The following is a 24,231-nucleotide window of genomic DNA, read 5'->3' on the forward strand; positions in this document are numbered from 1 at the left end:
TTTATTTGCACGCTTGCGTTTCTTACGCAAACAAATTGCCGATAAAGAAAATATTCCGCCATACATTGTCTTTAATGATGCGACTTTGCAAGAAATGGCACAATATATGCCAACAAGCAATATTGACATGTTGCAAATTAATGGCGTGGGCTCTATCAAATTAGAACGGTTTGGCCAGCCTTTTATGGCATTGATTCAGGAACATAAAGCAATTTTGGCGAAAGCGCAAAATAATGAGTAAGTATCGAAAGTGCGGTTAAAAATCACCGCACTTTTTGTTATACTTGCGCCAATTTTTTCAGTTCTTAGAATCTAAGGTTAAACAATGCGTACAAGTCAATATTTATTCTCCACCCTTAAAGAAACGCCAAATGATGCTCAGGTAGTGAGCCACCAATTAATGTTGCGTGCAGGTATGATTCGCCCAATGGCATCAGGTTTATATAACTGGTTACCGACGGGTATTCGCGTATTGAAAAAAGTGGAAAAGATTATTCGCGAAGAAATGAACAAAGGCGGGGCAATTGAGGTATTAATGCCAGTGGTGCAACCTGCGGAATTATGGGAAGAGTCCGGTCGTTGGGATCAATATGGCCCTGAGCTTCTTCGTTTTGAAGACCGTGGAAACCGTAACTTTGTACTTGGGCCAACTCACGAAGAAGTAATCGCCGATTTAGTGCGTCGTGAAGTTTCTTCATATAAACAGCTTCCACTGAACTTATACCAAATTCAAACGAAATTCCGTGATGAAGTGCGCCCACGTTTCGGCGTTATGCGTTCGCGTGAATTTATTATGAAAGATGCGTACTCATTTCACACGACGCAAGAAAGTTTGCAAGAAACCTATGATGTAATGTATCAAGTGTACAGTAACATTTTTAACCGTTTAGGCTTAGATTTCCGTGCGGTGCAAGCGGACACAGGGTCTATTGGTGGTTCTGCTTCCCATGAGTTCCAAGTGTTAGCTTCAAGCGGTGAAGATGATGTTATATTCTCAACAGAATCGGATTTTGCAGCGAATATTGAGCTTGCTGAAGCGGTGGCTATCGGTGAGCGTCAAGCGCCAACTGCAGAAATGACATTGGTTGATACGCCAAATGCGAAAACTATCAATGAACTTGTAGAACAATTTAATCAACCAATCACTAAAACTGTGAAAACGTTGATTGTAAAAGGTGCCGATGAAAATCAACCACTTGTTGCGTTGATTATTCGTGGTGACCATGAATTAAATGAAATCAAAGCACAAAAACACCCATTAGTAGCAGATCCTCTTGAGTTTGCAGATGAAGCTGATATTAAAGCGAAAATTGGTGCGGGTGTGGGGTCATTAGGCCCTGTGAATTTAAATATCCCAGTGATTATTGACCGCACTGTGGCGTTAATGTCTGATTTTAGTTGTGGCGCGAATATCGATGGAAAACATTATTTCAATGTGAACTGGGAACGCGATGTAGCAATGCCTGAAGTATTTGATTTACGTAACGTAGTGGAAGGTGATCCAAGTCCGGATGGTAAAGGCACGCTTCAAATCAAACGTGGTATTGAAGTGGGACATATTTTCCAACTTGGTAAAAAATACTCTGAAGCAATGAAAGCGACCGTTCAAGGCGAAGATGGTAAACCACTTGTAATGACAATGGGGTGCTACGGTATTGGCGTAACTCGTGTGGTTGCTTCAGCGATTGAACAGCATCATGATGATCGCGGTATTATTTGGCCTTCAGATGAAATTGCACCATTTACTGTAGCGATTGTGCCAATGAACATGCACAAATCTGAAGCCGTGCAAAAATACGCTGAAGAACTGTACCGCACTTTACAATCGCGAGGCGTAGATGTGATTTTTGATGATCGTAAAGAACGCCCAGGCGTGATGTTTGCAGACATGGAACTTATCGGTGTACCGCATATGGTTGTAATCGGTGAGAAAAACCTAGAGAACGGCGAAATTGAATATAAGAACCGTCGTACTGGTGAAAAAGAAATGATTAGTAAAGAGCAGTTGCTCAGCGTTTTAAACGAAAAGTTAGGTAATCTCTAATCAGCGTTTTATTTTGTATATTGTGACAAAAGAGCGGCTATTTTTTAGCCGCTCTTTTTGTAGATTTAACGTTTATATTGAACCATGTTTAATCCAAACTAAATGCTCGAATATAAGGAAGTTTTCCTTTTTCTAGCATTTCTTGAATACCGCTTTGATGGTCATTAGTGCCTAAACCTCTTAATTCTAAAGTTACGCCAATGCTATTATCGTAAACGACTTCATTATGCTTTTGATTTTGGTGGCTTGTGACATAGCGTCTAGCACCCACACCAACAGCCCAACAACAGCTGTTATACTGGACGCCAATATATTGTTCTACAGGTTTTTGTAACGCGAGATCTTGATAATAGCGCCCTACTACAGCCCAATTGTTCGTAATTTCCCAACCTACAACCAATCCCACTTGTTGGATATCTTGTTGATATGCGTTAGCTGATTTACCCAAGTTTTGGTCAATATATTCTTGGTTCGCATATCGATAATTTAACTGAATTAAATTATTTTTTTCAGGATTATATTCTAGTGATGTATTTGCTAATGATGTTGAATTGGTATGAGTATCAAATTGATAGCTACCACGCCAATGCCATTTATCACTCATTTTCCAATTAGATTCTAATGCCCAATCTGATGATGAAGTCGGGGTTTTATTTGCAGGGTTTTCATCAATACGAGAATTACTTAAGTAATAAATTTGACCTGCAGATAAATTAAAGCGTTCTTCGCCACCAATATCATAAAAACGCGTTGTGCCACCCAAGGTAACTTGATTTGCCGATGAAATTCGGTCTAAACCACTATAACGGCGATCACGGAATAGCGAATAGTAATCTTGCTGTACTAATGCTGAATCGTAACCAAATCCTAAATATTCATTATTAAGTTTTGAACCAATATTGCTTTGATTTCGGTAAGGACGATATAAATACTGCACATGCGGTTCGAAGGTTTGTGTATAGTCTTTTAAGAACGTTGTATCGCGTGCTAATACACTTTGTAAATCAACTTTAAATTGTGGAATAACTCGATTTACCGTTTTTTGCACGTCCTCTGCATTTTTTCCTGAACCTTTTTTCTGCTCGTAACGAGTCGCATAAAGTTTCGTTTCAATATTCAAACTGCCGTATTTATTTGACATTAAAGAATTTAGGCTAGGTTCTGCATGGAAACGCCATGCAGTTGGCATCAATTTACTGTCATTATCAAAACGAACTGCTTGTGAATGTAATTTGAAATTTAACCATTCATTCGCTAAATCATATTTGTGATAGTTGAAATCTAATTGTGGTACTGCACGGTAAGGGCCGATGTTTACAATATCATCAAAAATTTGGAACTGATGTGCAGAAAGAGAAAAATTATAATTTGGTTGATAATAAGCTATGCGAGCATATTGGTTCGCATAACCATCGGTACTGCGTCCATAAATAGAATCAAAGTCGTTGAAATAACGTTTATCGCTTACTCGGGTGTAATTAATATTTAGACGCCAATTTTGTAAAAAGCTAGAATTGTGATTCCAATAGAACAAATGACGTTTTCGATTATCACTAGAATATTCAGAGTAACGATCGTTACCTAGATATTCTCCTGCGACTTTACCTTCGCCAATAGGGGTTAAATAGCGAAATTCCCCATTTGCTTGCCAACCACGGCGAGACATATATTTCGGGGTAAAAGTAAGATCGTAATTAGGTGCAATATTCCAATAAATTGGTTGTGCATACCAAAGACCATCTCGGCTAGATGTTCCCGCACTTGGAATCAATAAGCCAGAACGACGACGATCTCCAATAGGTAATTGTAAGTAAGGGGTATAAAAGATGGGAACGCCATGCACTTTGAAACGAGCATGCCACATTTCAGCATATTCTTCTTTCACGTATTGACGAATTTCTGACGCATCTACAGCCCAAGCATTATCACCTTGCAAACATGAAGTAAAGGTGGCATTTTTCATGACACGATAATTATTACTTAATGTTATATCATCAGCCTTACCGCGACCCTGACGACCGACAAACTCATATTCTGAATTTGTTAAATTGCCATCGTGACTATCTAAATTAAACTCTGCATCTTTACCCAGCATATTGATCTGATTATCTTTATAATCAAATCCATTGCGGACATAAGCCATGCGTAAAGGCGTTGATTGGTTTCCAGATTGTTTGACCTGCACAGATTGTGCTAACAAATGACGATTGCCTTGTTTCAAATCTACATTACCTTGATAGGTCGCATCATTTGGCTGATTAATTTCTGCATTATCCGCTTCAATATATACAGGTAGATAATTCACATCACCCGTCACGACTTCACCGCTAAATTTTGGCACGCCCATTAAACATTGTTCATGCAAATCCGCCAAACTTTGTTGGCTATAAAGTGCGGTCAAAATAGCAAGTGAAATTAAAGTGTGTTTTTTATTCATCGTCTTGTTTTAATTTGTCAGAAAATTGGTCAGATTATACTGGAAAAAGGTCAAGGCTAGTAATATTTTTCAATAAACTGTTGATCGGATGTATCTAAGGTTTTCTATAATTTTTCTTACATAAAATTAAAAAACTCAGCAAAAGCTGAGTTTTTATTTTTTATTATTTTACAACGTTAAAGGTCAAAGGATCGTAGACGATATCTCCAAGTTGAACTTGAATTGAGTATTGACCGACAGGATCTTTCTTATCAAAACGCCAGCAATTTACAACAAATTTACCCTGATTTAATGGTTCTCTAGTCATTGCAATTGTGTGCGTTTTTCCATCTTTAGATGTTTTAACAGAGCCAAGATTTTTCGGGATAGAAAAAGTCATTTTCTTAGGAGATTTAAAAATTTCGATTATGGAAATTTGTTTATTAAACTCACCATTTGCTGTCCAACACAGTTGTTGTTTTGGCATAGAGCGAGAAATCTCTTTTTTACCTAAATCCATAGGAATTTGACCTGACATATCATATACTGAAAGAGAAAGTGTAGGTTGAGATTCTTGTGGTGTATCAGAAGTAGCAAATACAACAGATGACGCAGCACATAAAGAAAGTGCGGCTAATGTTAATGATTTTTTCATTATGATTTCCTCTTTAAATAAAGTATGAATGATTAAAATTCATGGTGTTTTGGGATAGTTAACGCTATTGTACCATCAGTACGCCAATGCATCCCATATCTTCTAGCATTAAATTCGACACCCCAAATAAGAATGGGTAGTTGCCAGAAGATGCTTGATCAAATTTCACTAAAATTTGAGTTTTGTTTTTTACCCAAACTGTATCTTTCCAAGCTAATTCTTCAGCTTGGAATTGATGTTCTCCTTGGCTTTCCACCACAAATTTGGCACCTTGAATAGTAAATCCAACAGGTAAACTTGCATTTAAAATCCAACGTTCAATTGTTCCTTTTCGGGCTATTACATCAACTTTGCGTGGGTCAAAACGTCTTTGATTAATTAAACCGTTTGTGACATCAATATTAAATTCTCGAGTTTGTGCAACGGCTTGTTGTAACATTGCTGGCGCATCCGTTTCGAAAGTGAGGTTTGGTTGTTTATTAAATGCTGACATTTCTCCCTTGGTGCGCAATTCAAGGACGGTGTTATCAGCGAGTTCATCACTTGAGATCAACATATTTTTCATTTTGTCGTACAAGCCACGTTTACTTCCGCTAATGAGAGATACATTGTCAATTTCATTCATATTAACGAGTATTTCTGCGCGTTCTCCTGGCGAGAGAACCAAAGATTTGACCGATTTAGCTTTTGGTAAGAAACCTAAATCGTGTGCAATAAGCAGCATTTCTTGATCATTATCCAAGCGTAAATCATAAGCACGAGCTAATGAAGCATTGAGCAAACGTAAACGAATCCAGCCCCGTGCGACATCTAAATACGGTGCTTCAATACCATTCACTAATAAGCGATTGCCTACAAAGTGCGGTTGATTTTGTTTGAATAATTGGAGACCATCATTGTTAAATTCCATATCTTGTAAAATCAATGGAATGTCATCAACGCCGTATTTATTGGGAAGATTCGCTTTTAGGCTTTGCTCATCTTCAATCAACCACATTCCAGCTAAACCACGATAGGTTTGATAGGCTGAGTTAGCTAATGTCGCGGAACGATACCAACAGCTTGCTGCGGCTTGTTCAATAGGAACGATGGGGGCCCAAGACTCGCCTTTTTTTAGTATTCTAGCCGCTCCACCAAACAGTTCACCTGATGCTTGTAAGCCTTGAATAGATAAGGCAACGGATTGTGGCAAATTGTTATGATAATTAAGTTTGGCAAAGCTACCTGATTTGATTTTAATGGTTGGACCAAGATAATTACCGTTGAATCCCCATACTGTCACATTGTGTGAGCCATCTAGGGGATAATTCATTTCCTGCATGGTTAATACAATCGGGCGACCGCGGCTAACTTCAATTAGTGGCGGCACAACTAATTTTTCACGGCTTGCCGCTAATAATGGTGCGGGCACTGTGGAAAGTGCGGTAGAAATCGCAGCTGTTTTTAATAATTGACGGCGGGAAAGGCGTGGCATTTTAGTTTCCTTTTGCTATCTCTTCATCAAGTTCGGCAATGCGTTTTTCCATTAGATCATGACAATAAGCCGCAAGATCTCGAACATTGTCTTTGGTATAGCCTGAAACATCAATTGGCTCCATTATTTCGCAAATTACTTTGCCATTATCCCAGCGATTTAAATTAATTTTGTTATGTGTGGTTGAGCAAACCACAGGAATAATCGGTACACCTGCTGAAATCGCCGCATGGAATGCACCCGTTTTAAAGGGTAATAAACCACGCCCACGGCTACGAGTGCCTTCTGGGAACATCCAAATAGATAAATTATCTTCATTGATTCGTCGTGCGAGCTGAGACATCGTACTGTGTGCTTTTGTGCGGTTTTCTCTATCCAAGAAAATATTGCCCGTTACCCAATACAGAATGCCGAAGAAGGGTATCCAAATTAAACTTTTTTTACCCACACTCACTGTGCGAGGTTGCACCATATAAGAGATTGTCACCATATCATAATTGTTTTGGTGATTACCGATATAAATCGCGCGTCCAATCTGCTCTTGATTTTGAGGAACACGATGTTCTACTTTTAAGCCAAAAAGTGGATATAAACGCCCAAACCAACGTGCAACAATGCCAACGTTGCTTGGATTTTTAAAGCGGATAAAAGAATAAATTATACCCAGTACACAAATTAGAATACAGCAGATTAATACGAGGAAAATTCGAAGTAGTTTTAACATGAGGATGTCCTATACAAAATTTCGTTAAAGTATAGCAAATTCAATATCAATATGTGCTAATCTAAACAAAAATCGTGGAATTTTTATGAAACATAGCTATTTTATTTCTGATTTGCATCTAAGTGAAAATCGGCCTGAATTGACCGCACTTTTTGTCGATTTTATGCAGAATCTTGTCCCACAGGCTGAACGGCTTTACATTTTAGGTGATCTTTTTGATTTTTGGATTGGTGATGATGAGCAGTCCGCATTGATTCAACAAGTTAAAGATTTAATTAAATCGGTAAGCGATCGGGGTGTGCAATGTTATTTTCAGCACGGCAACCGTGATTTCTTGATTGGCGAATGTTTTGCGAAAGATACGGGAGCTCAGCTTTTACCTGATTATCAATTAATCACACTTTATGATAAAAAAATCTTACTTTGTCATGGTGATACGCTTTGCATTGATGATGAGGCTTATCAACAATTTCGCCGTAGAGTTCATCAAAAATGGTTGCAGCGTTTGTTTTTGTGCTTACCATTAAAAGTGCGGGTGACAATTGCGGAGAAAATTCGGGCAAAGAGTAATCAAGATAAACAAGCCAAATCACAGGAAATTATGGATGTGAATCAAGCCTTCACGACAGAAAAAGTACAAGAGTTTGGTGTGAATTTATTAATTCACGGACACACACACCGTGAAGCGATTCATCAACAAGAAGGATTTACGCGAATTGTATTAGGGGATTGGCGAAAAAATTACGCGTCAATTTTAAAAATGGATGAAAGCGGAGAATTTGGTTTTATTAAAGATTAGAAGTGCGGTGAAAAATCACCGCACTTTTGATGTTAAGATTTAGCTCGAGCAAACGCCGCAGCTTCAGCGATTAATTCATCGTTTGGGCATTGATGTGTATAAAGCTCAAATTGTTCTACAGCCTGAAGTACAATCACTTCTGCGCCAGAAATGGTTTGTTTTCCTTGTGCTTGAGCATAACGAATAAAAGGCGTTTCAGCAGGAATAGCAACCACATCAAATGCGACACTAGCATTATCAATGAGCGCTTTTGGAAAGGCTAAATCCATTTCTTCCTTGCCCCCTTTCATGCCGATTGGCGTAACATTGACTAAAATATCAGCCTTCTGGTTTTCTAAAGAATCAATGTATTCATAGCCGTAAAGTGCGGCTAGATATTGACCTGTTTTTACGTTGCGTGCGTAAATTTTTAACTTCTCAAAGCCTGAATTTTTAAAGGCGGCCACAACGGCTTTTGCCATACCACCACTGCCATGAACAATGACTTTAGCATTTTTATTTAAATGATATTTTTCAATTAATTTTACGATGGCAATGTAATCAGTGTTATATGCACGCAAAAAGCCGTTATCGTTCACGATGGTGTTTACGGATTCAATGGCTTGTGCTGATGGATGAATTTCATCTAAAAATGGCATACAAGCCTCTTTGAATGGCATTGACACTGCACAACCACGGATGCCTAATGCGCGCACGCCTTTGATGGCGTGCTCAATATCCTGCGTGGTGAAGGCTTTATAAATGAAATTTAATCCTAGTTTGTCGTACAAATAATTGTGAAAGGTAGTACCGAAATTACCTGGGCGACCAGATAAAGACATGCAGAGTTGGGTATCTTTGTTGATCATGGGGTCTCCTTATATGTTTAAATTCATTCCATCATCAATGCCGATAAAATATTGGTTCATATCGAAAGCAGGTTTTGCCGCTTTATCTTGACTCACAATGCGAGCAGGTACACCCGCTGCTGTGGCGTATTCCGGTACGGGATGAAGCACAACAGAATTTGCCCCAATTTTGGCGTACTTACCCACTTCAATATTACCGAGAATTTTTGCTCCCGCCCCAATCATGACACCCTCGCGTACTTTTGGATGACGATCGCCTGATTCTTTTCCCGTACCGCCAAGTGTTACGCCTTGCAAAATTGAAACATCATTTTCGATTACAGATGTTTCCCCCACAACAATACCTGTTGCATGGTCGAACATGATACCGTGTCCAATTTTTGCCGCTGGGTGAATATCGACATCGAAAGCTACTGAAATTTGATTTTGTAAATAAAGGGCAAGGGATTTACGATTTTTATTCCATAAATAATGGGTGATTCGATAACTTTGAATCGCATGGAAACCTTTTAAATAAAGCAATGGGGTAGACCATAATTCCACAGCGGGGTCTCGGTGGCGGACAGCTTGGATATCGCAAGCAGCACAATCAATAATAGAAGGATTAGCTTGATAGGCTTCCTCAATAATTTCTCGGAGAGAAATGGCGGGCATAATAGGATTGGCTAATTTGTTCGCCAATAAATAACTTAGTGCACCGCCAAGATTTTGATGTTTTAAAATCGTAGAATGAAAAAAACTAGCAAGCATAGGTTCGTTTTCAGCAAGTTCTTTGGCTTCTTGGCGAATATGTTGCCACACATCTAATGTCATTTTTCCTCCTGTTGCCTGCTTTCAGACTACACGTTTATATATGTTAATCATAGCTGAATTTGTGTATGTACGGAAATATCTATTAAAAACAAAAGTGAAACAGGCTAGAAATAATTTCTAACGAGGATATTACTTATTCATTGGGCGGAATTTAAACGGCACAATGGATACGCCATTTTTTCCATTTTTTAGTTGATAAAATTGAGGGTAGTTAAAATTACGTTGAACGATATTGTAAGGATTTTTATCGCCTTCCAGTTTAGCGTTTTGATAAAGCTGATTAATCTCTCGCACTTTTTCATCTTTTTCACCATCGCAGTGGCGATATATTTCGAGACGATTAGATTCATCTAAAATGTAAACATTGAAGCTATGATCGGAATTATCTTCAAAAAAGAATTGTAGGAATCCTTCACTTGCGAAGGCATCCATTTCTGGTGGATAGCGACGACTTTCTTGGTTTGTCTCGCCATCTTCAATTGGCGTTTGTAAAACTTCGTCAAAATCTACCGCACTTTCAGGTTCATTACAGACTGATTCATTTCCGATTTCTTGTAAGCTAATCCCGCGATCTTCAAAAAATAATTGCCAGTTTTTGCCCGCCACGCGTAAGCGTGATGTTTGGCAAGGTTGTTGAATATCGCCGACTTGGATGCTAACGCATCGATTGACTAATCCCATCACTAATTGGCGTAAATCTTGGCGATAACGTTCGCTATAACAATAGACTTGGATGGAATCTGGGCGATTAACGCCTCGATAAATTTTATTAGAAAGCACTTTTAGTGCAAGCAAAATGGCATTTTGCCCTTCAAAATGGAGTGTTCGGATTTCGTTCCACACATTGCGATAAGTAAAATCAATACTGCCCACAAGGCTTTGTTCGAGCGATCCAAAACTAAATAAATCTCGTGATGAAATACCAGTTAATACTTCTTCTACTTTGGATGTTGGATCGGCGGTGAGATTTATGGCAATAAACAAGCTACGAATTTCGCATTGATTCAATAAATCGCTGTTTTTAGGTTGTTTAGAGATTGTGCTTGGAAAAGACTGACGCAAGTTAGTGACAAAGCGTTGTAATGTGCTTAAAGTCACATTCTTGCTAAAAATGGCAAGCCCCGTTTTTTCAGTGAGTAGATGATTAAAATATGCCCAAGAGACTAATTTATTGAGGCTTTCCCCGTATTCAATGACCCGTTCTTTGGAGAACATAATATGGTGCGTTGGTTGATTGATAAGGTACCAACCATCTTTAAAATGTTTATTGCCGCGAACTTCAACAAAAGTCAGGTGTGCTTCTGATAAATTGTGAGATATCTGTGTGTTGAGTAAGGACACTTTGCCTGGAAGTTCTTCAAACGCAGTATAAAGTTTGCGAGAAAGAATGTTGATGTCTTGTGGCACGACGCTCGAGTGAATGTGATGCTTTCGCGCAAATTCCACTAAATTACGATAGCTCAACATTAAAAATTTCACCACGTTATCATGGCTTTCTTTGACTGCTTTAATTTTCCAAAATGGACGTTTATTGAGGTGTTTCACCGTTTCAGCAGACCATCCCCATTCATGAGCTAGGATTTCCATGTAACGAACACGCCAATTATTGGCTTGGTAAAGTGCAAGATCTTCCGTTGCTTTCACATAGAAACAACGGCGCACAAAATCCAAACGTTTAAATTCAGAAAGTGCGGTTAAATATCGGGTTACTTTGGCAAGAATGGCAATGTAAGGATCAAAATGGTGATCCGGATTGGTATTACCTGCAAGTAAATCTCGCTTAAAAGTGCGGGCAATTAAGCAAGTGTTTGGGTATTCCTTGGAATAGGCTTCCAACAATAAAATTTTGAGCACAGATTTATAAGGCGAATCAATCCCTTTATAAAGATGCCATAAACTGGCACCGAAATATTCGTTTGCAGAAAATTGCCCTAAACCGCCAAAATCCACCCAATCATTTGGATCAATTTCCCCTTCCGTAATTAAACGAGCGACCTCTTTTTCATAGTCTTTTTCATTTTCTACCCATAAATGCAACCAAAGTAAAGGTTTACCTGCCAAGCGTACGGCGGAACGATAGAATTCATCAAGCAATAACATATATTGCGCAGAGCCACTATTTTCAATAGTCAGTGGGTCAGCGTAATGTTCATTGCGGAAACGTTGTTGATCCATCAAATAAAAATTAATTTCCACATTAAATTGCATTGCCCATTCACTAATCCGTTTAGTTTTTTGGATAAGAAGAGCGTGTTCATCCGGAGTTAAGTCGTCTCGGACACAAATCCAAGTATCAAGATCTGAAGAAGAGGTTTGACTTATTGAGCCAAAGCTACCCATTAAATAAACGCCTAGAATTGGTGGTAAAACTTCGTGAAAATTTACCGCACTTTTGAGTGTTGAAGGCTTATGATCGGCATAGTGAATACCGTATTCATTGGTGATCCATTTTTTTTGATAATGAGATGCGAGGAAACTTGCAATACCAGAGGGGGCGTGAATAACATAGCCGGGAAGTTGCGGATGGTTTAGGTGTAAAAGTAGAGGAACAACGGCTAAAACGTGTTGGAATGCATCGCCTGAACCTTGTAATGCACGCTCAAAACGGCGTTGATCCAAGGCGCTAACCCATTGTTTTGCTTGTGCAAGATTGCATTCCACGCGGTGTCCCTACCAGAACAACAAAAATTGGTGAACAATTTACCACTTAGGGCGTATAAATGCAAAAAATTGTGATGCAAATCACAGTTTGTGAAGAATCCGAGATTTTAAGTGATTAGAAAGCAAAATAAATGACTAAAAATCTTATTTTTAATTCAATTTCTCATATCTGAGGTGTTTCTTATATCAACAATCAAAATGACTTTTTAACCTAAGAGTGATAGGATAGCCAACAAATTTATTGCGTAAATGGCTTAATTTCGCTGATATGAGAATCTATATTTTTACCATTGGCGACCGCTCGGTATTTTTCTTATTAAAGCGAATACATTAACTTATTCAATCTGACTTATTAAGGAATTGATATGGCAAAAGATCAAGATAACGACATCACTGAACAAGTTGGTGATACGCCAAAAGTGGTTGAAAAAACAGAAACGATACAGCCAGTTCCACAAACTATTGTGAAAAAAACGGGCACAGCATTGAGTTTATTGGCGATTCTCATTGCGCTAGGTGTAGGTGGAGCTGGTTATTATTTTGGTCAGAAACAAGTCGCTGAAATTCAGCAAAAATTAACCGCACTTGAAAGCCAAAGTGGTGTAGCTGTTTCTGCCCCTATGTCTGATAATAGTGGACAGGTTACACAATTAGAACAAGGCTTAAAAACCGCACAAGATAAAGTCGAGCAACTTGAGCAATTAGTTGCAGGCAAAACAGGCGAAATTGCTGCGTTACAAGCTCAAGTAAAACAAGTTAGTCAACTGGCTGGTGCACAACAACCGAGTGACTGGTTATTTTCCGAAGCAGATTTCTTGTTAAATAACGCCTTGCGTAAACTTGTTTTAGATAACGATGTTGATACAGCTATTTCTTTATTAAAATTGGCTGATGAAACACTCGTTAAGGTAAACAATTCACAAGCGAATGCGATTCGTACTGCAATCAATCAAGATTTAAAACAACTTCTTTCACTTTCAAGCGTAGACCAAAATGCAGTAATGCAAAAACTTTCACAGCTTGCTAACACTGTGGATGAGTTACAAGCGTTGAATGTGAATTTTGATGAAGCGTCAGAAAAGAGCGGTAAATTATCTGATGATATTGCAGATTGGCAGCAAAATATGGAAAAGAGCGCAACTTCTTTCCTAAATCACTTTATTCGTATTTCGCCAAAACAAAGTGCGGATAAAAAAGAATTGCTTGCTCCAAACCAAGATATTTATCTTCGTGAGAACATTCGTTTACGTTTACAGCTTGCTATCATGGCAGTGCCACGTCAGCAAGATGAACTTTATAAACAATCTTTAGATGCGGTTGCTTCTTGGGTTCGTAGCTATTTTGATACGAGTACAGAAGTGACGCAAAACTTCTTAAAATCAGTAGATGAGCTGGCTGATTCTTCAATTTATGTCGATGTGCCAGAGCAATTACAAAGTTTGACTTTGCTGGATAAATATCTTAATCGTGCGCCGTTAGATGTTCAAAAGGTGGAAATTGAAGCAGATAAAGCCATTGAAACTATGCCTAAAGCTGAAGGTGCGGCAACAGAAGTACCTGCACCAGAAAAACAAGAATCTCAACCGGCAAAAGCTGAGCCACAAAAATAAGGATAGCCTATGTTTAGAGTGCTTTTTTTAATGCTAGCATTGCTTGCTGGGTTGATTGCAGGGCCTTATCTTTCCGGTCAGCAAGGCTATGTTCGAATTGAAACAACAAATAATATTGTTGAAATGTCGATTACGACATTAGTGATTTTCTTCGTAATTGCTTTAGCGATTATTTATGGTTTGGAATGGATCGTAACGCGTTTTCTACGTTTGAGTCGTGGTTCTTATAATTGGTTTTCTAGCCGTAAACGTGTGAGAGCGCAGAAACAAACCCTTGAAGGTTTGATGAAGATGAATGAAGGGGATTATGCCAAAGCAGAGAAATTAATTGGTAAGAATGCCAAACATTCTGCTGAGCCTGTGTTAAACCTAATTAAAGCAGCTGAAGCAGCACAACAACGTGGTGATGAATTTAGTGCAAATCGCTATTTGATTGAAGCAACGGAATTAGCAGGTTCAGATAATTTGTTGGTGGAAATTGCCCGTACGCGTATTTTATTGCAACAAAACAAATTGCCAGCAGCGCGTAGTTCTGTGGATAGCTTGCTAGAAATGGCTGGTCGCAATAAAGAAGTGTTAAAACTTGCAGTAGAAATTTATCTTCGTTCTAAAGCTTATCAAGCTCTCGATAAGATTTTAGATGGTGTTGAAAATAGCGGTTTATTCAGTGCTGAAGAGTTCAAAGATCTCCGTTCTCAAACAGAAAATGGTTTGCTCGATGAGAAAATGAATGAAGAAGGCGTAGATGGTTTACTTGAATGGTGGGATGCTCAGTCTCGTAGTCGTCGTAATAATATTGATCTCAAAGTTGGTTTAATTCAGCGTTTAATTGATTGTAATGATCATGAGTCAGCATCAGAATTTACTGTTGAAGTATTGAAGAAAATTGGTGATAACACTAGCATTAGCAAAGAACTTTGTACTCAAATTACACGTTTACAACCAGAAGATAATAGTAAACTTCTCAAGCTAATCGAAAAACGTGCAAAACGTGCAGATGAGACACAAAAATGCTGTATCAATCGTGCTTTGGGTTATTTATATGTTCGTAACAATGAATTTGCTAAAGCAGCAGACGTATTCAAAAACGTGATAGCTTGCCCTGAACAGTTAGAGCCAAATGATTTGATGATGGCATCTTATGTATTTGAACAAGCGGGTGATAAAGCATTAGCTGAGCAAGTTCGCCAAGAGAATTTGAAATCAGTGATGGCAATTCAAGATGTCGTCTCAGAAAGTGCGGAAGAAAAAATAGAAGAAAATTCAACCGCACTTTTAGAAAGCAAATCTGAGTAACTCAACTTAAAAGACAAAACGCACTTCAAATTGAAGTGCGTTTTTTGTTGCTTTGAATATAAAACTATATATTTTTCAGTTTATTAGAATATAACACCAAACAGAGTGCGATCACCATAATCAAAATTGCACCTGCAAATAAGATGGTATCCACCGAGCTTTCATGATTAACAATGATTAAACGCAACATCGCAGTGATCCCAGCATAAATAAAATAGCGCAAAGGGAAGTGATAGCCGCTTTTAAAATACTGCACAATCAAACCAATAAACCCGAAATATAAGAAAAACATCACTGCTTGTTCAGCCACGTCATAAGGCACGACAGTCGAAGTATTAAGTACCATCATCGCTAAAGTATAAGTGATTTTTCCAAGAGCAATAATGAGTACAATCGCCAACGCAATCAATGCCGTGCAAAGCACGATTTTTAATACACCAGTAATAATTCGTGGCAACTTTTCTAATTCTGGAGATTCTTCCATTTTTATTCCTTACAGCAAAAATCAAAGGCTCGTATTCTAATGCAAGATTATAAAGTTGGTCAAAGTCATTTGGAAAAATAAAGCGTGGTGGAATTAGAAAAGTATATTGTTTTTAGGATTTCAATTTCTTTCTTTTTCATCTTTGACTGCACTATTTTAGGGGTTTGAAGGTTTGTATGAGGCGATTTTACGCCATCAAGCCCTCTTTTTTGAAATGCTTTTAGCCAATAAATGACGAGAGCGTGGGAAATTTTATGAAGTTTAGCCACCTCACGGATACCATAATCCTGTTCAGTGACGAGTGTGATAATTTTCAAACGAAATTGATAAGAGTAGGACATAATCTGCACCTCAAAGTAGGTGTCCAGATTTTGGGGTGCAGATCAATTTGTTAATCGGACTATCTATTCTAAAAAAATACTATAGATCATATTAAGCCAATAGCTGCTCCAAGAGAAGATCCTATTATAGACACAACTAGTGGATGAGATAAAAACTGGTTAAGTAAAGATTTTGCCTTTTGTTTTTCTATTTCAGAAGCTGTAGAACTGTCTATTTTCTGAATTAACTCATTAAACGTATTAGTAATATTTTGAATATTATGGTCTCCTATTTGAACGTTTTGTAAACCATGAAAGTTAATATTCTGTATATTTCTTTCCATTGGTTGTGATGGAGGAGCTTGGGTTAATTTTACTTGGTAGTGAGGAGGGATACCGCCTAGATTTTTAGAACAAAAATCTATCTCTGTAACATAGTAATATTCATCATTTTCATTTGGTAATTTGCGAATAATTTTATCACCTTGTGTAATATCTGCTTTAAGATCACTAACAATAATCATATTTCCAGTAAAAGAGGCTTCATATGGTCCCTTAATCCTACCATCTTCTTTCTGAACTCTAACGCTTTCTTTCAGTTTATTTAATATTGATAACATAGATTTCCCCTTAAGTTATTTTTTCTAAATATGTCTAAACGTACATATTATTGTCAAAGTACATTATCTTATAGCAACAAGATTAATAATTTCCTCATCTGTTCTTTCTTCATTAGGATTATCACTAAAGAAAAAACTTAAATTTAGATCATGTCTATACTTGTGATATAACTCAGGTCTTAATATTTCAGCTTTATTACTATTTTCTATGCTCCGAGAATTGGGAGTACCATCCGGTCTTCTCCCATTTCTTCTAACATCAAAGCAATAGATAGCATTAGGGTTATTTCCTTCCGCTCTTCGTCCTATAAGCTCTCGCTCTAACTGTGGTTTATTAATTACTTTTTGCATAGGTATAACCCTAGCAAAACATTCAGAAAAATTTATAAAGATTTCTCGAGCTTTATTTCCATCAAGTCGATTTATATCAAAGAAATCAAAAAAATCTGTTACTGAATTGAAGTAAACCTCATAAAAATCTGCATATGCTTTTATACTATGATTTGCATCATCTTGACTGATAAATTCTAATTTTACTTGAGCATATGCACTAGGTTTTCTTTCTCTTAAAGTATAAAGAGTAAGAATTACTACAGTTTGCTTACCATTATATTCAAAAGGAAAAGAATCAATAATCCATCCTAAACGATTCATATCATTCAGTAACTCTGGCAAATTTTGAAATCTAACTGGCATTATAATTTTTACTCCATAAATAATAACTATACTATTAGGTCATTATCACCCTAACCACGCTTCTGAAAAGCCACATACCTGCATAATTTTAAGACTAATCCACTAGAGATCATTCTCCCTTATTACACGGAATAAATGCTCTTATCATTGTGTCATCTTAACATGAATACTATTAATCCCTTCTTTATTGTTCAATTTTTATATCTTAATAACAAAAAGGCTTACCACTTATCCCAGCAAGCCTTTTAAAATAACGCAATTAAGCAAATTGTTTTTTATTATTTAAATAACGTTTTGCACATTCAGCTGCAGCAACTAAACCACCCGCCATCATAATAATATCTTTAATAACGAGTCGGCCAGCCCCTGAGAGATATGGGAAGCCATAATTAGGTGTTGGGAAGTCTCCACCTAAATTAGGTACCCAGGTTTCTGGCGTAAATATCAGGAACGACAGCGTGACTATCGACATGCCAAAGGTGAGTAAACCACCAAATAAACCTAATGTTGGAGACCAAATTCCCGCTAATACTAAAATACCAATGGTCACGATCATCGCGCCAATAATATAAGAAGCTGTATAGGTGCCATTAGCTTTATGCCATTCAATATTTTTTGCGACCATTTTGCCTTCAGGGTTTTTATATAAGGTATATTCTTTTACCAAAACACCCTTATCATTTTCTACCATATTTGCTCCATTTTTATAAAGGAAGCTTAAGAAAGGACTATTTGACACAAAATGTGCGATACCATCTGCCTCATATTGGCAAACTTTTAAGCCACCAATCCAAACCATCACTACACAAATAGCAATGCGGATAAAGTTAATAAATTGACGTTGCAATGGCGCAACAATATTAGCTAGCAATGTAACTAAACTACTCATTAAGAACTCCTCATATAGTTCAATTGATATTACGGACAAAATATCCAAGAATTGTTCAGTATAAAAAAGAGATACTGACTCACCCAGTGTCTCTTATTTTGTATTAATTTTCTGTGAGCAATCTCACATTATTTGAAATTCACTCTCGCATTTCTAAAAATTCGCATCAAAGCACCATCTTCAGACCAATCTTCTGGATACCATGAGTTGCTCACGGCACGGAATACACGCTCTGGGTGTGGCATCATCGCAGCGATACGGCCATCCACGTTAGAAATTGCAGTAATCCCTAATGCCGAACCATTCGGGTTGGCAGGATAGGTTTCTGTTACATTCAAATGGCTGTCGATATACTGCGCTACAATCAAGTTTTGCGCTTGAAGTGCGGTCAAATTCTCAGGTGTTTTGAATTCTACGCGACCTTCACCGTGAGAAACGGCAATCGGCATATGTGAGCCAGCCATGCCTTTAAACCACAATGAGTTGGTGTCGTTGATTTTCACCATCGCAGCACGCGCTTCAAAACGTTCTGATTTATTACGCACGAAACGTGGCCAGTTTTCTGCACCAGGAATGATTTCCGCCAGGGTGGAGATAAATTGACAGCCGTTACATACGCCTAATGAAAGCGTGTTTTCATTGGCGAAGAATTGGCTGAATTGATCGCGTAATTGTGGGTTAAATAAAATGGATTTCGCCCAACCGCCGCCTGCACCTAATACGTCACCGTAAGAGAAGCCACCACAGGCCACCATCGCGTTGAAGTCGTTTAAGTTGTAACGGCCTGTCATTAAATCACTCATGTGAACATCAATCGCCGCAAAGCCTGCACGATCAAAAGCCGCTGCCATTTCAACGTGGCTGTTTACGCCTTGTTCACGCAATACGGCTACTTTTGGTTTCACGCCTTTGCTGATGTAAGGTGCAGCAATATCCTCATTCACATCATAAGTTAAGTGAGCAGATAAACCTTTGTTGTCTGTTGCTTTTTTCGCTTCAAATTCTTGGTCTGCACATTCTGGATTATCACGTAAGCGTTGCATTTGATGAGTGAGTTCCGCCCAAATGCTGCGTAATTCAGAGCGTTTTTCGCTTAATAGTTTTTTGCTACCACGCGTGATTTCAAAACGATCTTCTAAGCTTACAGAACCGAGTTCATAAGTTAAACCAAGCAAGTCATGGGCTTTTAATACCTCACGCACGGCGCTTAATTCACTTTCTGATACTTGGATTACCGCACCTAATTCTTCATTGAATAACACGGATAAATCATTGTCGCCTAATGCAGAAATATCCACATCCACACCACAGTTACCCGCAAATGCCATTTCTGCAAGTGTGGTAATTAAACCACCATCGGAACGGTCGTGGTAAGCCAATAATTTACGTTCTGCCACCAATGCTTGCATTGCATCGAAGAAGTTTTTCAGTTTAGCTACATTCACCACATCGGCTGGTTTGTCACCTAATTGTTTATATACTTGCGCAAGTGCGGTCGCGCCTAAGCGATTTTTTCTTTCGCCTAAATCAATCAACAATAAACGGCTTGCGCCTTTGTCTGTGCGTAATTGAGGTGTCACGGTTTTGCGGACATCTTCCACGCGCGCAAAAGATGAAATCACTAAAGAAAGCGGTGCGGTAACTGATTTTTTCTCGCCATTTTCTTCCCAAGTGGTTTTCATCGACATAGAGTCTTTACCCACTGGAATGGTAATGCCTAATGCAGGGCAAAGTTCTTCACCTACGGCTTTAACTGCTTCATATAAGCCGGCATCTTCACTACCATGACCCGCTGCAGACATCCAGTTTGCAGACAGTTTGATGCGTTTAATATCGCCAATATTGGTGCCCGCAATGTTAGTGATAGATTCAGCTACCGCTAAACGTGCAGAAGCACCAAAGTCTAATAACGCTACTGGCGCACGTTCGCCCATTGCCATGGCTTCGCCGTGATAGCTGTCTAATGATGCAGTTGTGACGGCCACATCAGACACGGGAATTTGCCATGGACCGACCATTTGATCACGCGCCACCATACCGGTGACCGAACGGTCGCCAATGGTGATTAAGAACGTTTTTTCTGCCACCACTGGTAAGCGTAATACGCGATGGAACGCTTCTTTTAATTGAATATTTTCTGTTGCAAGTGGTCGATTTTCGACAGTTTTTGACGAAACCTCACGCGTCATTTTCGGCGTTTTGCCTAATAACACATTCATTGGCAAATCAATTGGGTTATTGTTGAAATGGCTATCACGCAAGGTTAAATGTTTTTCTTCCGTTGCCTCGCCAATGACCGCAAATGGCGCGCGCTCACGTTCACAAAGTGCGGTAAATAATTCGAGTTTTTCTGGCGCAACTGCTAACACATAACGTTCTTGCGATTCGTTACACCAAATTTCCAATGGCGACATCCCTTTTTCATCACAAAGGATGGAACGTAAGTCAAATTTACCGCCACGTTCACCATCGTGCACCAATTCAGGCATGGCGTTAGACAAACCACCCGCGCCCACGTCGTGAATAAAGAGAATTGGGTTTTCATCACCTAATTGCCAACAGCGGTCAATCACCTCTTGGCAACGGCGTTCCATTTCAGGGTTTTCACGTTGAACAGAGGCAAAATCTAAATCTTCTTTTGATTTCCCGCTGTCCATCGAAGACGCTGCCCCACCGCCTAAACCGATGTTCATGGCTGGGCCACCTAATACGATCAATTTCGCACCAACTGAAATTTCGCCTTTTTGAACGTGTTCGCCACGAATATTACCGATACCGCCCGCTAACATAATCGGCTTGTGGTAACCACGCACTTCTTCTCCATTGAAGCTATTGACTTTCTCTTCATAGGTACGGAAATAACCCAATAATGCAGGACGACCGAATTCGTTGTTAAATGCTGCACCACCTAATGGGCCTTCAATCATAATATCTAAGGCTGAGGCAATACGATTTGGTTTGGAAAGTGGATTTTCCCAAGGTTGTTCAAAGTTAGGAATGATAAGGTTTGATACAGAGAAACCGGTTAAACCTGCTTTTGGTTTGGCACCACGACCGGTTGCACCTTCATCACGAATTTCACCGCCTGAACCTGTTGCCGCTCCTGGGAATGGCGAAATTGCGGTTGGATGGTTGTGAGTTTCCACTTTCATTAAGATATGTGCATCTTCATTGTGATAACGATATTGCCCATCTTGGTCTGCAAAGAAACGACCGACTTTTGAGCCTTCCATTACCGCAGCATTATCTTTATAGGCTGAAAGCACGAAGTCAGGGGTTTTCTCAAAGGTATTTTTAATCATTTTAAACAGGGATTTGTCCTGTTTTTTGCCGTCAATAATCCAATCTGCATTAAAGATTTTATGGCGGCAGTGCTCTGAGTTAGCTTGTGCGAACATATAAAGTTCAATATCGTGCGGATTGCGCCCTAATTGAGTGAAGTTTTCCACTAAATAATCAATTTCATCTTCTGCCAGTGCCAAACCTAATTCTACGTTGGCTGTCACCAAAGCTTTACGTCCACCTTTTAAAATATCCACGGTTTTAAATGGTTTCGGATCTTGATGACGGAATAAAATTTCCGCATCTTGCGGATTGCGCACCACCGTTTCCATCATTCTGTCGTGTAAAAGTGCGGTCAATTTTTCTGTTGTTTTTTCATCAAGCGGTTGGCTTAACTCAAAATAATACGCCAAACCACGCTCAATACGTTCTACTTCACTTAAACCGCAGTTATGCGCAATATCTGTTGCTTTAGAAGACCAAGAAGAAATCGTGCCAACGCGTGGAATCACGATAAAAGTTTCGCCTTTGGCTTCATGCTCTGTCAGTGTTGGACCGTAATGTAACAACGCTTTTAATTTTGCTTCCTGCTTGCTAACAAGCGGTCGATTTAATTCCACAAAATGCAAATATTCCGCGTAAACCGATTTCACCGGTAATTGATTTTGTTGGAATTTTTGCATTAAGCCTTGAATACGGAATTCAGAAAGGGCGGGTGAGCCACGAAAAGTTTGAAACATAAGGGGGTCCTTTATGAGGATAGGAATGAAAATCTAGGTGTATTATAAAGGATATTTCTAGAAACGAAAACGTTTGCGTTCATGAGGAATAAAATCCCCATCTTTAAGAATTTGATGGGGATAAGAAGATTAAAGGGTTATAAAACCGTCATATACATGGGTCGCTTCGCCAGTCATATAAAGTGGATGACCAACGCCATTCCATTCAATGATTAATGAACCGCCTGGCAAATCGACTTGAACTCGATTGTTCAATAAACCTTGCATAATTCCAACTGCAACAGCTGCACAAGCTCCACTTCCACAGGCTTGAGTTTCTCCAGCACCACGTTCATAAACTCTAAGTTTAATATGCTCTTTATTGATGATTTGCATAAAACCAGCATTGACCCGTTCGGGAAAGCGCTCGTGGCTCTCTAGCAAAGGACCAAGTTGTTCAACATTTGCGGTTTGAATATCATCTACTTGCACAACACAATGAGGATTGCCCATTGAAACGGCACCACATAAGACGGTTTGAATATCCGTGCGCAGGATATAATTTTTCTCGAATTTATTTGCGGTAAATGGAATTTTTGCTGGTTCCCAAATCGGTTCACCCATATTCACACGAATTTGGTTATCGTCTTTTACTGTTAGAACCATATTGCCTTTTTGCGTGCTAACCGCGATGTCTTTTTTGTTAGTTAGCCCTTTTAATGTCACAAAACGAGCAAAACAGCGGGCACCATTTCCGCATTGCGAAACTTCACTTCCATCGGCATTGAAAATGCGATAATGAAAGTCGAGTTCAGGATCATAAGGTGGCTCAACAAGCAAAAGCTGATCAAAACCAATTCCACGGTGGCGATCAGCTAAGCGTTGAATGGTTTCTGACGTGAAAAAAACATTTTGAGTAACACCATCAACCACAACAAAATCGTTGCCTAATCCGTGCATTTTGGAAAACTGCATTTTTCCATCCTTTATTTAAATTCAAGATTGATTGCATTATAGAGAGCGGTAAAAAGAATGGCAAATTCAGAATTTTAGATTAAGAAAAGTGCGGTAAAACACAGGAAATTTTTACCGCACTTTATTCGCTAATTTACTCAGGTTACATCCAAGCATTATTGCGAATGATCCCTACTGCAATACCTTCAATCTCAAAGTTTTCTTGTTCTTCAAGATTTACTACGATTGGATCAAATTCTTCATTTTCTGCGTGTAGATAAATGATAGAACCTTTTTTCTCAAGGCGTTTTACCGTCACTTCATCTTCAATACGGGCAACGACAATTTGTCCATTGCGTACATCCTTAGTGCTATGTACAGCTAATAAATCACCATCTAAGATACCAATGTCTTTCATGGATTGACCATAAACTTTGAGTAAAAAATCTGCTTGTGGTTTAAACATATCGGCATCTACGCGATAAGTGGCTTCAATATGTTGTTCTGCAAGAATCGGTTCTCCGGCCGCCACGCGACCAACCAGTGGTAAACCATCAAATTCTTCATTTGCGCTATTGTCTAAAATGCGGATGCCGCGAGATGCGCCTGGAATAATTTCAATCGCACCTTTGCGTGAAAGCGCTTTTAAATGTTCTTCTGCCGCATTGGGGGATTTAAAGCCTAATTCTCGAGAAATTTCGGCTCGTGTTGGTGGCATGCCTGTTGTTTCTAAATGGCGTTTTAATAAATCCAACACTTCTTGTTGGCGTGCTGTTAATGGTCTCATATACACTCCTGTTTTTAAATACAGATAACTGGTATTGTATACAGATTGTGTGAAGTTGCAATAGTTATTTTTTAAATCTGTGTATTAGGTCACATTCTGCCACTAAATTTTTTAAAGCGGTTGAGATCGGATGTGTTAAA

Annotated in this window: 19 protein-coding genes and 1 pseudogene; 5 read left to right on the forward strand and 15 right to left on the reverse strand. The window is 38.8% G+C overall.

Annotated elements, in window-relative coordinates; genetic code table 11:
* The coding region (locus AAX15_RS06440) for an HRDC domain-containing protein (protein WP_046939617.1) at positions 1-241 on the forward strand (241 nt) is incomplete at its 5' end.
* Between the two features lie 84 nt (positions 242-325).
* The gene (gene proS / locus AAX15_RS06445) at positions 326-2,044 is read left to right on the forward strand and encodes a proline--tRNA ligase (RefSeq protein WP_046939618.1); all 1,719 of its coding nucleotides are present in this window, start codon (positions 326-328) and stop codon (positions 2,042-2,044) included.
* An 88-nt stretch (positions 2,045-2,132) separates the two neighbouring features.
* Here the strand turns inward: proS and lptD are convergent, their stop codons facing one another.
* From lptD to AAX15_RS06465, 4 genes are all read right to left on the reverse strand, one after another.
* Positions 2,133-4,481 (reverse strand): LPS assembly protein LptD, encoded by a 2,349-nt coding sequence (gene lptD, locus AAX15_RS06450; protein ID WP_046939619.1) that lies wholly within the window; start codon positions 4,479-4,481, stop codon positions 2,133-2,135.
* A 163-nt stretch (positions 4,482-4,644) separates the two neighbouring features.
* Positions 4,645-5,115: a hypothetical protein gene (locus tag AAX15_RS06455; protein WP_046939620.1), complete on the reverse strand. Its 471-nt coding sequence runs from the start codon at positions 5,113-5,115 to the stop codon at positions 4,645-4,647.
* 64 nt (positions 5,116-5,179) lie between these two features.
* Complete coding sequence (locus AAX15_RS06460; RefSeq protein WP_046939621.1) at positions 5,180-6,589, reverse strand: multicopper oxidase domain-containing protein; 1,410 nt, start codon at positions 6,587-6,589, stop codon at positions 5,180-5,182.
* 1 nt (position 6,590) lies between these two features.
* Positions 6,591-7,313 (reverse strand): 1-acylglycerol-3-phosphate O-acyltransferase, encoded by a 723-nt coding sequence (locus AAX15_RS06465; protein WP_046939622.1) that lies wholly within the window; start codon positions 7,311-7,313, stop codon positions 6,591-6,593.
* An 85-nt stretch (positions 7,314-7,398) separates the two neighbouring features.
* On the opposite strand from AAX15_RS06465, the gene lpxH reads away from it, so the two are divergent.
* Positions 7,399-8,112, forward strand: coding sequence for a UDP-2,3-diacylglucosamine diphosphatase (gene lpxH, locus AAX15_RS06470; RefSeq protein ID WP_046939623.1), 714 nt, complete (start codon positions 7,399-7,401; stop codon positions 8,110-8,112).
* Positions 8,113-8,144: 32 nt separating this feature from the next.
* On the opposite strand, the gene AAX15_RS06475 is transcribed toward lpxH, so the two are convergent.
* The 3 genes from AAX15_RS06475 to AAX15_RS06485 form a co-directional block, all read right to left on the reverse strand.
* On the reverse strand, positions 8,145-8,960 hold the full coding sequence (locus AAX15_RS06475) for a shikimate 5-dehydrogenase (protein ID WP_046939624.1): 816 nt from the start codon (positions 8,958-8,960) through the stop codon (positions 8,145-8,147).
* Positions 8,961-8,969: 9 nt separating this feature from the next.
* On the reverse strand, positions 8,970-9,773 hold the full coding sequence (cysE, locus tag AAX15_RS06480; RefSeq protein ID WP_046939625.1) for a serine O-acetyltransferase: 804 nt from the start codon (positions 9,771-9,773) through the stop codon (positions 8,970-8,972).
* 129 nt (positions 9,774-9,902) lie between these two features.
* Positions 9,903-12,434, reverse strand: a complete 2,532-nt coding sequence (locus AAX15_RS06485; protein ID WP_046939626.1) for a class I adenylate cyclase — start codon at positions 12,432-12,434, stop codon at positions 9,903-9,905.
* A gap of 365 nt (positions 12,435-12,799) precedes the next feature.
* On the opposite strand from AAX15_RS06485, the gene AAX15_RS06490 reads away from it, so the two are divergent.
* Positions 12,800-14,044, forward strand: a complete 1,245-nt coding sequence (locus AAX15_RS06490; protein WP_046939627.1) for a uroporphyrinogen-III C-methyltransferase — start codon at positions 12,800-12,802, stop codon at positions 14,042-14,044.
* A 9-nt stretch (positions 14,045-14,053) separates the two neighbouring features.
* Complete coding sequence (locus AAX15_RS06495; protein WP_046939628.1) at positions 14,054-15,340, forward strand: heme biosynthesis protein HemY; 1,287 nt, start codon at positions 14,054-14,056, stop codon at positions 15,338-15,340.
* Positions 15,341-15,404: 64 nt separating this feature from the next.
* Here the strand turns inward: AAX15_RS06495 and psiE are convergent, their stop codons facing one another.
* From psiE to lexA, 8 genes and pseudogenes are all read right to left on the reverse strand, one after another.
* Complete coding sequence (psiE, locus tag AAX15_RS06500; protein WP_005625591.1) at positions 15,405-15,824, reverse strand: phosphate-starvation-inducible protein PsiE; 420 nt, start codon at positions 15,822-15,824, stop codon at positions 15,405-15,407.
* A gap of 95 nt (positions 15,825-15,919) precedes the next feature.
* Positions 15,920-16,165 (reverse strand): annotated as a pseudogene (locus AAX15_RS06505) (transposase); the annotation flags it as partial.
* A gap of 86 nt (positions 16,166-16,251) precedes the next feature.
* Positions 16,252-16,764 carry a hypothetical protein gene (locus tag AAX15_RS06510; protein ID WP_046939630.1) on the reverse strand — a complete coding sequence of 171 codons (513 nt, stop codon included), beginning with the start codon at positions 16,762-16,764 and terminating at the stop codon, positions 16,252-16,254.
* Positions 16,765-16,827: 63 nt separating this feature from the next.
* Positions 16,828-17,460, reverse strand: a complete 633-nt coding sequence (locus tag AAX15_RS06515; RefSeq protein ID WP_046939631.1) for a DUF6037 family protein — start codon at positions 17,458-17,460, stop codon at positions 16,828-16,830.
* 259 nt (positions 17,461-17,719) lie between these two features.
* Positions 17,720-18,349, reverse strand: a complete 630-nt coding sequence (locus tag AAX15_RS06520) for a YkgB family protein (protein WP_046939632.1) — start codon at positions 18,347-18,349, stop codon at positions 17,720-17,722.
* Between the two features lie 128 nt (positions 18,350-18,477).
* Positions 18,478-22,371 carry a phosphoribosylformylglycinamidine synthase gene (purL, locus tag AAX15_RS06525; RefSeq protein ID WP_046939633.1) on the reverse strand — a complete coding sequence of 1,298 codons (3,894 nt, stop codon included), beginning with the start codon at positions 22,369-22,371 and terminating at the stop codon, positions 18,478-18,480.
* 129 nt (positions 22,372-22,500) lie between these two features.
* The gene (gene dapF / locus AAX15_RS06530; RefSeq protein WP_005646156.1) at positions 22,501-23,325 is read right to left on the reverse strand and encodes a diaminopimelate epimerase; all 825 of its coding nucleotides are present in this window, start codon (positions 23,323-23,325) and stop codon (positions 22,501-22,503) included.
* A 142-nt stretch (positions 23,326-23,467) separates the two neighbouring features.
* Positions 23,468-24,091, reverse strand: a complete 624-nt coding sequence (lexA, locus tag AAX15_RS06535) for a transcriptional repressor LexA (protein ID WP_005632942.1) — start codon at positions 24,089-24,091, stop codon at positions 23,468-23,470.
* Positions 24,092-24,231: the final 140 nt, after the last annotated feature.

Source organism: Haemophilus haemolyticus, from assembly GCF_001008275.1.
Classification (GTDB): Bacteria; Pseudomonadota; Gammaproteobacteria; order Enterobacterales; family Pasteurellaceae; genus Haemophilus; species Haemophilus haemolyticus_P.